The organism is Pseudomonas sp. W2I6, assembly GCF_030815935.1.
GTDB lineage: Bacteria > Pseudomonadota > Gammaproteobacteria > Pseudomonadales > Pseudomonadaceae > Aquipseudomonas.
Genome location: NZ_JAUSXJ010000001.1, coordinates 4616616 through 4628664, shown reverse-complemented (window position 1 = coordinate 4628664; position 12049 = coordinate 4616616). Strand labels below are relative to the sequence as shown.

Annotated in this window: 15 protein-coding genes; 7 read left to right on the top strand and 8 right to left on the bottom strand. The window is 60.2% G+C overall.

Annotated features, from left to right (window positions below; translation table 11 throughout):
* Window positions 1-4: 4 nt before the first annotated feature.
* The 4 genes from QF039_RS21295 to QF039_RS21280 form a co-directional block, all read right to left on the bottom strand.
* Window positions 5-637 (bottom strand): glutathione S-transferase family protein, encoded by a 633-nt coding sequence (locus QF039_RS21295; RefSeq protein WP_307520543.1) that lies wholly within the window; start codon window positions 635-637, stop codon window positions 5-7.
* A 176-nt stretch (window positions 638-813) separates the two neighbouring features.
* Complete coding sequence (locus QF039_RS21290) at window positions 814-1050, bottom strand: DUF6124 family protein (protein ID WP_307520541.1); 237 nt, start codon at window positions 1048-1050, stop codon at window positions 814-816.
* A gap of 364 nt (window positions 1051-1414) precedes the next feature.
* Entirely contained in the window at window positions 1415-1846 is a 432-nt protein-coding gene (locus QF039_RS21285; RefSeq protein WP_177049547.1) for a hypothetical protein, read from the bottom strand.
* 167 nt (window positions 1847-2013) lie between these two features.
* A complete protein-coding gene (locus QF039_RS21280; RefSeq protein ID WP_167665540.1) occupies window positions 2014-3045 on the bottom strand; it encodes a LacI family DNA-binding transcriptional regulator in 1032 nt (343 codons plus the stop codon).
* 212 nt (window positions 3046-3257) lie between these two features.
* Here QF039_RS21280 and QF039_RS21275 point away from each other — a divergent pair, with 212 nt between their 5' ends.
* Together QF039_RS21275 and QF039_RS21270 are read left to right on the top strand one after the other, a co-directional pair.
* Window positions 3258-3791, top strand: coding sequence for a gluconokinase (locus QF039_RS21275; RefSeq protein WP_008431624.1), 534 nt, complete (start codon window positions 3258-3260; stop codon window positions 3789-3791).
* Window positions 3792-3875: 84 nt separating this feature from the next.
* Complete coding sequence (locus tag QF039_RS21270) at window positions 3876-5231, top strand: GntP family permease (RefSeq protein ID WP_008431626.1); 1356 nt, start codon at window positions 3876-3878, stop codon at window positions 5229-5231.
* Window positions 5232-5365: 134 nt separating this feature from the next.
* Here the strand turns inward: QF039_RS21270 and alaC are convergent, their stop codons facing one another.
* On the bottom strand, window positions 5366-6583 hold the full coding sequence (gene alaC / locus QF039_RS21265; protein ID WP_003213096.1) for an alanine transaminase: 1218 nt from the start codon (window positions 6581-6583) through the stop codon (window positions 5366-5368).
* A gap of 196 nt (window positions 6584-6779) precedes the next feature.
* On the opposite strand from alaC, the gene QF039_RS21260 reads away from it, so the two are divergent.
* The gene (locus QF039_RS21260; RefSeq protein ID WP_307520537.1) at window positions 6780-7265 is read left to right on the top strand and encodes a GyrI-like domain-containing protein; all 486 of its coding nucleotides are present in this window, start codon (window positions 6780-6782) and stop codon (window positions 7263-7265) included.
* Window positions 7266-7311: 46 nt separating this feature from the next.
* Here the strand turns inward: QF039_RS21260 and QF039_RS21255 are convergent, their stop codons facing one another.
* Both QF039_RS21255 and QF039_RS21250 read right to left on the bottom strand, forming a co-directional pair.
* Window positions 7312-7917, bottom strand: coding sequence for a pyridoxamine 5'-phosphate oxidase family protein (locus tag QF039_RS21255; RefSeq protein ID WP_177048371.1), 606 nt, complete (start codon window positions 7915-7917; stop codon window positions 7312-7314).
* A 20-nt stretch (window positions 7918-7937) separates the two neighbouring features.
* Window positions 7938-8423, bottom strand: a complete 486-nt coding sequence (locus QF039_RS21250) for an N-acetyltransferase (RefSeq protein WP_177067309.1) — start codon at window positions 8421-8423, stop codon at window positions 7938-7940.
* A 146-nt stretch (window positions 8424-8569) separates the two neighbouring features.
* On the opposite strand from QF039_RS21250, the gene QF039_RS21245 reads away from it, so the two are divergent.
* The 4 genes from QF039_RS21245 to QF039_RS21230 are packed head-to-tail and all read left to right on the top strand — an operon-like array spanning window position 8570 to window position 11102.
* Window positions 8570-8989: a nuclear transport factor 2 family protein gene (locus QF039_RS21245; protein ID WP_134327201.1), complete on the top strand. Its 420-nt coding sequence runs from the start codon at window positions 8570-8572 to the stop codon at window positions 8987-8989.
* Window positions 8990-9031: 42 nt separating this feature from the next.
* Window positions 9032-9376 carry a YciI family protein gene (locus QF039_RS21240; protein WP_003213107.1) on the top strand — a complete coding sequence of 115 codons (345 nt, stop codon included), beginning with the start codon at window positions 9032-9034 and terminating at the stop codon, window positions 9374-9376.
* Between the two features lie 29 nt (window positions 9377-9405).
* Window positions 9406-9888: an SRPBCC family protein gene (locus QF039_RS21235; RefSeq protein WP_307520531.1), complete on the top strand. Its 483-nt coding sequence runs from the start codon at window positions 9406-9408 to the stop codon at window positions 9886-9888.
* A 2-nt stretch (window positions 9889-9890) separates the two neighbouring features.
* Window positions 9891-11102, top strand: a complete 1212-nt coding sequence (locus tag QF039_RS21230; RefSeq protein ID WP_307523008.1) for an RNA polymerase sigma factor — start codon at window positions 9891-9893, stop codon at window positions 11100-11102.
* 138 nt (window positions 11103-11240) lie between these two features.
* Here QF039_RS21230 and QF039_RS21225 read toward each other — a convergent pair whose 3' ends face one another.
* On the bottom strand, window positions 11241-11966 hold the full coding sequence (locus QF039_RS21225; protein WP_178904005.1) for an SDR family oxidoreductase: 726 nt from the start codon (window positions 11964-11966) through the stop codon (window positions 11241-11243).
* Window positions 11967-12049 lie beyond the last annotated feature (83 nt).

The following is a 12049-nucleotide window of genomic DNA, read 5'->3' as shown; positions in this document are numbered from 1 at the left end:
GTTTTTAGTTGTGGCCGTCGAGGGCGAAGGTTTTGAAGCCGGGGCGTTGGCTGAGGGTTTCGTAGTAAGCGCTGACCGCCGGGTAGGACGGATGCTCCATGGGCGTCATCCACCAGCGGTGCACCGACAGGCCGATGAGGATGTCGGCGAGTGTGAAGTCGTTACCGGCGACGTAGGCGCCGGTTTTGATCAGTTGCTCTTCGAGCAGGCCCATCTTGTCGTTCCAGCTTTTTACCCCGGCTTTGACGCGTTGCGGGTCCTGGTAGTCCGGGTTCTTGCGTACCAGAGCGTGGAAGGCGTAGCCCCACGACGGGTTGAGTTCGGTGGCTTGCCAGTCCATCCATTGTTCGACCTTCGCACGGGCGACCGGCTCGGTGGGCAACAGGTCGTGGCGTTGGTGCAGGCTCACGAGGTAGCGGCAGATGGTATTGGATTCCCACAGCACGCCGTTGTCGTCGATGATCACCGGGACTTGGGCGTTGGGGTTCAGGGCCAGGAATTCGGGGGACTGGGTGGAGGCGAAGCCGATGCCCCAGTCTTCGCGGTCGTAGGGGATATCCAGTTCCTGGCAGGTCCACAGGACTTTTCGCACGTTGATGGAAGAAGTGCGACCGAGGATTTTCAGCGAATGGCCCATGGTGCTTTCCTGACGAGGGTGAGAAGGCAGGGGGCAATTTAGCAGGGGCATGGGCCAACGACGACTAAAAATGTGGGAGCTGGCTTGCCTGCGATGCAGGCACCTCGGTGTATCAGGCATACCGAGGTGATGCTATCGCAGGCAAGCCAGCTCCCACATTGACCGCGTCTGGACCCTTAGCAGAGCGGTGATTCCTGGTCCATCAGCTTGCCCATCAGCAATACGCCCAACTCACTCAACTGGTGAATCGCCAATGCGGTGTCGCGGTCTTTGCCGGTGAGTTCATCAGACAGGTCGAGCAATAACGTGTTGACCGAGGAAAACGTCTCGTAGCTGTTGGCGATCAGGCTTTCGCTGCTGGCGTCGGGGCTGACGGTGAATAAGGAAGGGGGATTGGGAGTAACTTTGAACATAAGCGTGACCTCTATCTGGGCCATCACCTGATCGCTACTAAACGAAAGGGTGGCGGCTGCACGCAGGTTAGTAGACCGGCAAAGTCACACAAAAATCCGGCGCGCCACAAGGGCGCCCTGCGCACAGCCACCATCAAGCACAGACACGTAAGTCTGATAGATGAAGCTCATGCTCATTCTGTATGACTGTCCAGGCTACTAAACCCGATCACTGAGAAATTCAGCGACCGGGCAACCTTAGAGAGCCCTACCCAGGCGCACAAGCCGGCGGATTCTGACGTACCTGTAGGTAACGGAGCAAGGCGCTGCCAGCAACACCAGCCACTTCCTACAGCTACCGCCTGTATGTGTTCGCGCAGTCTACTCAAGCTGGTTTGGCTTTTACGCTTAAGGGGCCAGTCTGAATATCGAAAGTACCCTCAAATTCCTGGTTCTCCGAGCCTGGCCAAGAACCCTGAAAGTGGAACTTTCCGTCCAGATCTCCAGCTCCTTTAATAAAGGTGCCTTTGTAATGGCCGGACACTGAATGCCAATGTTGTGGCCTGTCATTGGTTTCGCGGTTGTAATAGCCGGCGGCGTCGGGGTTGAAACCGCCGGAAAATTCACCTGCCGTGTCAGGCAGGACCAGTGTAATAAGCCGAATTTTTCCTAATCCATCAACGTACTCACCCTGAAACCAGAGATTTTTCTGACTATTATCAAACCTGATGCTGGTAGCCTCGAAAGGCCCATCTACGGATTTGTCAACCTTAAGTGTCCCTGTTACGGGGATTGCGTTAATTCTGTAGTGATCCATGGTCGAGAGGCTCCATCTAACTTGCAGTTGCTATCTCTTATTGCTGGATAGTTGCTTGATTAAATGAGCCTTTCACAGGTTCGTATACTGTCAGAAGTCACAGTGGATTTTCATAATCGCAAGGGCTAGCGTGGAGCGTTTTACCGATGGCCGTATACGGGGCCGGCCTAGGTACTCTCGCGCACCTTCAACTCAAACCCCATGTCCACCACCGGCCGGGCGATCTTGTTGCCGGCCATCACCGTCAACAAATGCTCGGCTGCCCGCCGGCCAATGGCTTCGCGCGGGGTGCTGATGCTGCTCAAACGCGGCACCATGAACGAGGAAGACGGCAGGTCATTGAAGCCCAGCACCGAGATCTGCTCCGGCACCTTGATGCCATGGCGCAGCGCTTCCAGCAGCGCACCTTGAGCCAGGTCGTCGTTGCCAAAGAAGATCGCGTCCACATCCGGATGGCTGGCCAGCAACTGCAGGAACAATTCACCACCCAGGCCCAGCGACGATGGCCTTGGCGTCAACACTTCCAGCGCAGGGTCATACAACCCCGCCTGTTGCAACGCCCGGCGAAAGCCTTCGCCGCGCAGCAAAGTCCGCTGGTCCAATTGCGCGCCAATGTAGGCCAGGCGCTTGCGACCCCGTGAGATCAAATGCGCCGCCGCTGTTTCCCCGGCGTTCAACTGCGAGAATCCTACGCAGTTCAGTCCGGCGCCCGGGTCCAGGTCCATCATGTACACACACGGCACATTGCTCGATTCCACCATGCGCCGGGCGCTTTCCGTACGGTCAAACCCGGTCAGCAGCAACCCCCGTGGCTGGTAGGCCATGTAGTTGCGCAGCAGGTCTTCTTCTTCGTCACGGGAATAGTGGGTGTTGCCGATCAGCACTTCAAAGCCCTTGGGCCGCAGCACCTGGTGGATGGCTTCCAGGGTTTCGATAAACAGCAGGTTGGACAGCGACGGCACCAACACCACCACCGACTGGCTCTGGGCAGATGCCAGGGCACGGGCGGCCGGGTTGACCACGTAGCTCAGTTCGGCGGCGGCTTTTTGCACTTTTTCCACCAGTTCGGTGGCCACGGTGCTGATGCCGCGCAAGGCCCGGGAGGCGGTAATCGGGCTCACGCCAGCCAGGCGGGCCACTTCATTGAGGGTAGGGCGGCCCGTGGTGCGGGTATTTTTATCGTTCTTGGGAGTCATCAGGCGGCTTGCCAAACAAAAATCGAGGCACTAAGGTAGCGCTGTCTCCAAGACCCTGCAAATTCTTGAACGTCGGGATGCCTGTTCCCGTTCAAACCTTTGGAGCAGATGCACGCGTCACTCCATAAAAATGACAAGACGGCGCGGGAAAAGCCTGTTTTTGCACTAGCCTTACAGCGTGCAAAGGTAGCGCTATCTGCGTCTTGAGGTGTTTCATGAGTCAACCTGTTACTGCCCTCGTGATCATGGGTGTTTCCGGCTGTGGCAAGTCCAGCGTCAGCGAGGCCCTGTGCCTGCTGAACGGCGCCACTGCCATCGAAGGCGACAGCTTTCACCCCGCCGCGAACATCGAGAAGATGAGCGCCGGCCATCCCCTTAACGACGAAGACCGCGCCGGCTGGCTCGACATCCTGTGCGATGAGCTGCGCCGCTCGCTCAAGGCCGGCGAGCATCCGGTGCTCACCTGTTCGGCCCTGAAGAAGAAATACCGCGACCACCTGCGCGAAGCCGCGCCGGGCCTGGGGTTTGTGTTTCTGGAGCTGACCCGCGAAGTCGCCGCCGACCGTGTATCCCATCGCCCCGGCCATTTCATGCCGGCCAGCCTGATCGACAGCCAGTTCGCCACCCTGGAATCCCCGGTGGGCGAGCCGTTGACCCTGGCCCTCAACGCCAGCGTAGACAGCGTCGAAGAACTGGCCGAGCAAACCAATGCCTGGTGGCTCGAACACGGCTTTGAACCAAACAAATAATTTTTTGCCGGACAAGATAGCGCTGTCCGCCTGCACTGAATTTTTTACCGGCTTTAATAACAACAACAAACAGGAGAGACCCCCATGTTTGGCTTGTCCCACGATACCTATCTGCTGCTCGATGCAGTGGTGACCATCATCGGCCTGATCGTGTTGATCACCCGGTTCAAAGTCCACCCGTTCATTGCGCTGATCATCGCCGCAGGCTTTCTCGGCCTGACCTCGGGCATGCCCGTGGACAAGATCATCAAGGCCTTCCAGGACGGCTTCGGCGGGGTGCTCGGCTTTGTCGGGATTATCCTCGCGCTGGGTACGATGCTCGGCAAGATGATGGCCGATTCCGGCGGTGCCGATCAGATCGCGCAAACCCTGGTGCGGGCCTTCGGCAAGGAGAAGGTGCAGTGGGCAATGATGTTCGCCGCGTTCCTGGTGGGCATTCCGCTGTTCTTCGAGATCGGTTTTGTGTTGCTGATCCCGCTGGTGTTTATCGTCGCGCGCCGTACCGGTGTGTCGCTGATCAAGATCGGCATCCCGCTGCTGGCCGGCCTGTCGGCGGTACACGGCCTGGTGCCACCGCACCCGGGCCCTCTGCTGGCGATCGGCGTGTTCGGTGCCGACATCGGCAAGACCATTCTCTACGGCCTGATCGTCGCGCTGCCTACGGCGATCATCGCCGGCCCGCTCTACGGTTCGTTTATCGCCAAGTACATTCCGGGCAACCCGTCCCAGGAACTGGTAGACCAACTGGCCAGTGAGCAACCGGAATCCAAGACCCTGCCGAGCTTCAGCATCACCCTGATCACCGTGCTGCTGCCGGTGTTCCTGATGCTGCTGAAAACCTTCGCCGACGTCGCCCTGCCGGACGGCCATGTGATCCGCAACTGGATGGACATGATCGGTCACCCGATCACCGCCTTGCTGCTGGCCTTGCTGTTGTCGCTGTACACCTTTGGCCATCGCCAGGGCATTGGCTCCAAGCAAATCCTCAAGCTGCTCGACGCCAGCCTGGCGCCGACGGCTGCGATCATCCTGATCATCGGCGCCGGTGGTGGCTTCAAGCAGATGCTGGTGACCAGCGGCGTAGGTGATGTGATCGGCCATATGGCGGTGACCGCGCAGATCAACCCGATCCTGCTGGCCTGGCTGGTGGCGGCGGTGATTCGTGTGGCTACCGGTTCTGCCACCGTGGCGACCATTACCGGTGCCGGCATTGTGGTGCCGGTGGTGGGAATGATCCCGGGGGTGAACCGCGAGTTGCTGGTATTGGCGACGGGGGCGGGCTCGCTGGTGCTGTCTCACGTCAACGATGCGGGGTTCTGGCTGGTGAAGCAGTACTTCAATATGACCGTGGCCGAGACGTTCAAGACCTGGACGGCGATGGAGACCATCCTGTCGGTGGTGGCGTTGGGCTTTATCATGTTGCTGTCGCTGGTGGTCTAGGCGGTAAGTGATCGTTCCCACGCTCCGCGTGGGAACGCATCCTGTGACGCTCCGCGTCACAAGCGGACGCAGAGCGTCCAAGGCGGCATTCCCACGCAGAGCGTGGGAACGATCATTCCTGCCGTTGGATCGGGTCAGGCGTCAGCTTTCTTGACCAGCCCATCCGCCCGGAACATCGCCCGGATGCCCCGTACCGCCTGGCGAATCCGGTCCTGGTTTTCGATCAGTGCAAAGCGCACGTGGTCGTCGCCATACTCACCAAAGCCAATCCCCGGCGACACACACACCTTCGCCTCAAGCAGCAGCTTCTTGGCAAACTCCAGCGAGCCCATCGCGGCATACGCCTCGGGAATCTTCGCCCAGACGTACATCGACGCCTTCGGGTTCTCGACCATCCAGCCCAGCTCATGCAGGCCTTTCACCAGCACGTTACGGCGCTGGCGGTACTGCTCGGCAATGTCCTTCACGCACTGCTGATCGCCTTCCAGCGCCGCAATCGCCGCGACTTGCAGCGGGGTGAAGGTGCCGTAGTCGTGGTAGCTCTTGATCCGCGCCAGGGCGTTGACCAGTTCCGGGTTGCCCACCATAAAACCAATGCGCCAGCCGGCCATGTTGTAGCTCTTGGACAGGGTGAAAAACTCCACCGCGATGTCCTTGGCGCCCGGCACTTGCATGATCGACGGAGCTTTCCAGCCGTCGTAGACGATGTCGGCGTAGGCCAGGTCATGCACCACCAGCACGTCGTACTGCTTGGCCAGGGCGATCACCCGTTCGAAGAAGTCCAGTTCCACGCACTGTGCGGTGGGGTTGGACGGGAAGCCGAGGATCATCATCTTCGGCTTGGGGATCGAGCCACGAATCGCACGTTCCAGTTCAGCGAAGAAGTCCACCCCCGGAATCAGCGGCACCGAACGCACCTGGGCGCCGGCAATCACGGCACCGTAGATGTGAATCGGGTAGCTGGGGTTGGGCACCAGCACCGTGTCGCCCTGGTCCAGGGTGGCCAGCATCAAGTGCGCCAGGCCTTCCTTGGAACCGATGGTCACGATGGCTTCGGTTTCCGGGTCGATGTCCACTTCGTAGCGGTCTTTGTACCAGCGCGAAATCGCCCGGCGCAGCCGCGGAATGCCTTTGGAAGTGGAGTAGCCGTGGGTGTCTTCACGCTGGGCGACGGTGACCATTTTTTCCACGATGTGCGGAGGCGTGGCGCCGTCAGGGTTACCCATGCTCAAGTCAATGATGTCTTCGCCGCGCCGACGCGCAGCCATCTTCAGCTCGGCAGTGATATTGAACACGTAAGGGGGGAGTCGATCTATGCGCGCAAAGCGGCGCGGCGAACGGGGTTCGGCCATGGTTGCCTCGAAATACGTAAGCGCCCGGAACCGTCCGAGCGACGTCGGCCACTGCGGTGGCCTGCGGGGCAGACAATACGGTCGATGATGGCCAATTGTCCAGATGCTGTGGGAAAAATTTCTGCTTGGAGTGCGACGGGGATATGCCCCTATACTCGACGCGGGTTTGTTCCCTCATAAGAAGGAGACTGTTCAGATGGATCAACAGACAAAACTGCCGTTACAGCCGCGCATGGAAGAGGGTAAGGCCCTGGTGATCGCGGGTGTGGAAGGGCATTATTTGAAGGCCACGATTGGCGATATCCCCAAGTTGTGGGCGTTGTTCGACACCTGTTTCAAAGACATTAAAAAGCGCGTTGGCGGCGTGACCTACGGCGTGTGCCACAACGCCAAACACGGTGAATTCGACTACCTGGCGGGCATCGAGGTGCCGACCAAGGGCGATGTACCGAGCAACTTCCAGTCGATTGAAATCCCGGCCCATCGCTATGCCGTGTTCCCGCATTTTGGCCCGGTGCAGGCGCTGGCGCAGACCTATGAACGCATCATGTTCGAATGGCTGCCGGCCTCCGGGTACAAGGTGGTCGGGGCTGATTTTGAGCGCTACAGCGCCGATTTCGATGTGGGTAAAGGCACGGGCTCCGTGGAAATCTGGATCCCGATCAACGCCGAATCCGCCTGACCGCGCCACCGGCAGGAGCGAGCACGTTCGCTCCTGCAATGGCCTCTCAATACAGCGTGGCCTTGACCCGCTCCGGCATCTCGCGGTCATAGGCTTCGGCGTCGAACGCTCCATCATTCAAGCGCTTGTGAAACGCCCCGGCGGAGGGCAGTGCCGAGCGATCCAAGTGCTTTTCCGGGTTCCAGCAATCGGAGCGCACAAAGGCTTTGGAGCAATGGAAATATGCCGCCTCCACCTGCACCAGAATCACCGAACGGGCCGCTTTGCCATTTACCGCAAAGCTCTCCAGCAACCCAGGCTCGATGGAAATCTGCGCCCGGCCATTGACCCGCAACGTCTCGCCAATGCCCGGGATGATGAACAGCAACGCTATACGTGGGTCCACCACCAGATTGCGCAGGGTGTCGAGGCGGTTATTCCCCGGCCGATCCGGAATCGCCAACGTGCGCTCGTCGATGATTCGTACAAAACCTGGCACGTCGCCACGGGGCGAACCGTCGATGCCGTCCGGGCCGGATGAACTCACCACCACCAAGGGTGACGCGCGGACCATGGCCTGGTAATCCTCGTTGAGAAACGGGATTTCCTTGCGCACGGCCCGTTCGTGGGGCAGGCCGTAGAGGGATTCGAGTTGTTCCAGGGTTGTTAGCATCTTCACCAGCTCCTTATTGTTTAAAACACCCACGCCAACCGGCGCTCATACCCAATCCGCCCCTTATACGCCTCCCCGCTGTCCACCCAACCCTGCTGCAAATACAGCCCCATCGCCGCCACATTGTCCGTGTCCACCGACAGCTCCAGCGCCTTGATCTGCGGCCAAACCAGGCGCGCGGCGGCGGGGAGGGCTTGCAGGCAGGCTTTGCCAAACCCCAGGCCTTGCTGATGGCGATCGACTTGCAACGCATGCAGCGTGGCGCTGTGTTCATCCGCCCAATGGGGCAGGCAGGGTGGGCGTTTGAGCAGCAGGAAGGCCACGGGAATCTCGTCGGCGAGTAACGCAAAGCCTGCCACGCCAGGGTTCGGATTGACCAGCAGGGTGTTCAGCGCACAGTAGATATCGCCGGAAAAAACCAGTTGTTCGGGATGCACTTCCAGGGCGTTGAGTTGCTGTTGTTGCAGGGCAGTCAACGTCTGATAGGCGACGAGGCGGGTTTCCATCGGCGTAGCATCCGAAATCCTACATAGAAGCGCGGATTCTAGCGGGTTTGCGGTAGTCGCAATTATTTTTTGCGGGACTGTCGATTGGCCCGGGGCTCAGTCGACTAAGGGTGTCTTCCGTGATTTTTCCCGCAAGGAGTATTGCCATGAGCACCGCAATCAGCAGCTTGATCGAACAATGGAAACAGGCGGTCACCGCCAAGGATGTCGAGAAGATTGTCAGCTTTTACGCCGACGATATCGTCGCGTTCGACGCCGTCAGCGCCCTGCAGTTCAAGGGCAAGACCGCCTATCAGGCGCACTGGAAGGCGTGCATGGAGTTCTGCCCGGGCCCTGGGGTCTTTGACTTCCATGAGATGCGTATCGTCGCCGGCGATAACAGCGCCTTTGCCCACTGGCTCGCGCACTGTGGCGGCACCGGGCCCGACGGCGTACTCAAGACCTGCTGGATGCGCGTCAGCGCCGGCTACCAGCGCGTTGGCGGCGAGTGGAAAGTGGTGCATGAACATTGGTCGGCACCGTTCGACATGGAAACCGGCGCCGGTCTGTTCGACCTGAAACCTTGAGCGCCGCGAACTATAGTCAGTTGTCCGAAAACGGAGAATCCCATGAAATACCTCTGCCTGATCTATAGCAACGAACAGGTGCTGCACGATTCGCCCGACAGCCCCAAGGACCCGGAATGTTTCGCCTATGGCCAGTCCGTGCAGGCCAGCGGGCGCATGCTCGCCGCCGAACCGCTGGAGTCGGTGAGCACCGCCACCACCGTGCGCATGCGCAATGGCAAGTTGTCGATCACCGACGGGCCGTTTGCCGAAACCAAGGAGCAGCTCGCCGGGTTTTATCTGATCGAAGCCAAGGACCTGAATGAAGCGATCCAGGTGGCCGGCGGCATACCGGCCGCCCGGGTCGGCAGTGTGGAAGTGCGCCCCGTGCGTGAATTGAATCTCTGATCACAACAATAAAACCCAGGAGGTTTCCCATGAGCATTCAACCCAAACCCGCCGAATTTGAACTGTCCATCAGTCGCTTGATTGATGCCCCTCGCAGCCGCGTGTTTCGCGCCTGGACCGAGCCGGCCTTGTTGCAGCAGTGGTGGGGCCCACACGGCATGACCACTCCCGAGTGCGAAATGGACCTTTGGGTGGGTGGGCAATTTCGCACGCTGATGCGCGCGCCGGACGGCAGCGAATACCCGACCCAGGGCGTATTCCTGGAGATTACCGCCCCCAGTCGGCTGGTGTTTACCGACGCCTTCACCCCCGGCTGGATCCCTTCGGGCCAGCCATTCATGACCGCCGAAGTCACCTTTGAAGATGTCGACGGCAAGACCCTGTACACCGCCCGCGCCATGCACTGGAGCGCCGAGACCAAGCAGGCCCACGAAGCCATGGGCTTTCACGAAGGCTGGGGGCAGAGCCTCGACCGGCTGGTGACGCTGGTGACCGAAGGCCTGCACGATTGACGGTGCAGGCCCGGGTTGAAGCGGTTTATCGCAGCGAATCGCGGCGCATCCTGGCGACCCTGATTCGCTTGCTTGGCGATTTCGACCTGGCTGAAGAAGCCTTGCACGAGGCGTTCTTCGTCGCAGTCGAGCGCTGGGGGCAGGATGGTGTGCCGGATAACCCCCGGGCCTGGCTGGTCTCGACCGGGCGCTTCAAGGCCATCGACCGTTTACGTCGCCAGGCGCGTTTTACCCCGTTGTTGCAGGCGCAAGCCGATGCGCTGGAAGCGGCAGATTGGAGCGTTGAAGACGTGGAAGACGACCGCCTGCGCCTGATCTTCACCTGCTGCCACCCGGCGCTGGCGGCGGATGCCCAGGCGGCGCTGACCTTGCGTGAGATCTGCGACCTCACCACCGAGGAAATCGCCCGGGCGTTTCTCGCCACGCCCACTAGCATCGCCCAGCGCATCGTGCGGGCCAAGGGCAAGATCCGCGAAGCGAAGATCCCCTATCAGGTGCCATCCCTGGCGGAGTTGCCCGAGCGCCTGGACAGTGTGCTGCGGGTGATTTACCTGGTGTTCAACGAAGGCTATTCGGCGTCCATGGGCGCCGACCTGACCCGTGAAGACCTGACCCGCGAAGCGATTCGCCTGGGCCGCTTGCTGATGGAGTTGTTGCCGGAACCGGAAGTGATGGGCTTGCTGGCGCTGATGTTGCTCCACCAATCCCGGCGCCCGGCACGCACCTCGGCGGGTGGCGAATTGGTGCTGCTGGATGAGCAGGACCGTTCGCTGTGGGATGCGTCGTTGATTGCTGAAGGATGCGCCCAGGTGGAGAAATCCCTGACCACACGCCGCTTCGGGCCCTACAGCCTGCAAGCAGCGATTGCGGCGGTACACGCTGAAGCCGTGAGCGCCGATGAGACTGATTGGCCGCAGATCGTCGGGCTGTATGACGTGTTGCTTGGAGCGATGCCATCGCCGGTGATCGAGCTGAATCGCGCGGTGGCCGTTGCGATGCGCGATGGGGCGCAGGCCGGTTTGCAATTGGTGGACGGCATTCTGGCGCGGGGGGAGTTGGTGGACTATCACCTGGCGTACTCGGCGCGTGGCGAGTTTTGTCGGCGATTGGGGCGAGTGGAGGACGCGCGGCGAGCGTTTGAACGGGCGCTGGCATTGACCCAGCAAGTGCCCGAAAAGCGCTTTATCGAGCGGCGATTGGCCGAACTCAAATAGTGCAGGCGCCGGAGATCCAAATGTGGGAGCGGGCTTGCTCGCGAATGCGGTGTGTCAGTCAACATTTCAGTGACTGATCCACCGCATTCGCGAGCAAGCCCGCTCCCACATTTGTTCGATGTTGTCTTGATGAATGAGTTACGGCTGCTGACGCGTCGCCGCCAACACGATCTCGCGAATGCACACATGCTGCGGCTGCTGGTAGGCATAGGCAATCGCCGAAGCCACATCATCGGCGCTCAGCACGGTGCCGCCCATGTCCTGTTTCCACGCCTGGTAGCCGGTCTTGATGGCTTCGTCGGTGGTGTGGCTCAGCAATTCGGTTTCCACCGCGCCCGGCGCAATGGTGATCACACGCACATTGTGCGGCGACATTTCTTCCCGCAGGTTTTCCGAAATTCCATGCACGGCGAACTTGGTGCCTACATAGGCGACGTGGTTGGGGAAGGTCTTGCGCCCGGCTACCGAGCTGACGTTGATGATGGTGCCACCCTTGCGCTCGACCATGCTGCCGGCCACCGCATGGATGCCGTTCAGCAGGCCCTTTACGTTGACGTCGAGCATCTGCTCCCACTGTGCCGGGTCCTGTTCGCTGACCGCGCCCAGCAGCATCACGCCGGCATTGTTGATGAGTGCATCGGCCGGGCCGAATTGCGCTTCAGCTTCCTTCACCGCCGCCACCAGCGCAGCGCGATCGGTGATGTCGACACCGCGACACAAGGTGTTCGGCAACTCCAGCGCATTCAGCCGGTCGATGCGGCGGGCCAGCAGCAACAGCGGGTGGCCGGCGGCCGACAGCAAGCGCGCAGTCGCTTCGCCAATGCCCGAACTGGCGCCGGTAATGATGATCAATGGCTTGCTCATGGTGGAACTCCTGAAATAAGAAAAACAAATAACTGAACGTGGAGCGCAGTATATTTAGCCCTCGGCTGGCTGAAAAATGCCTT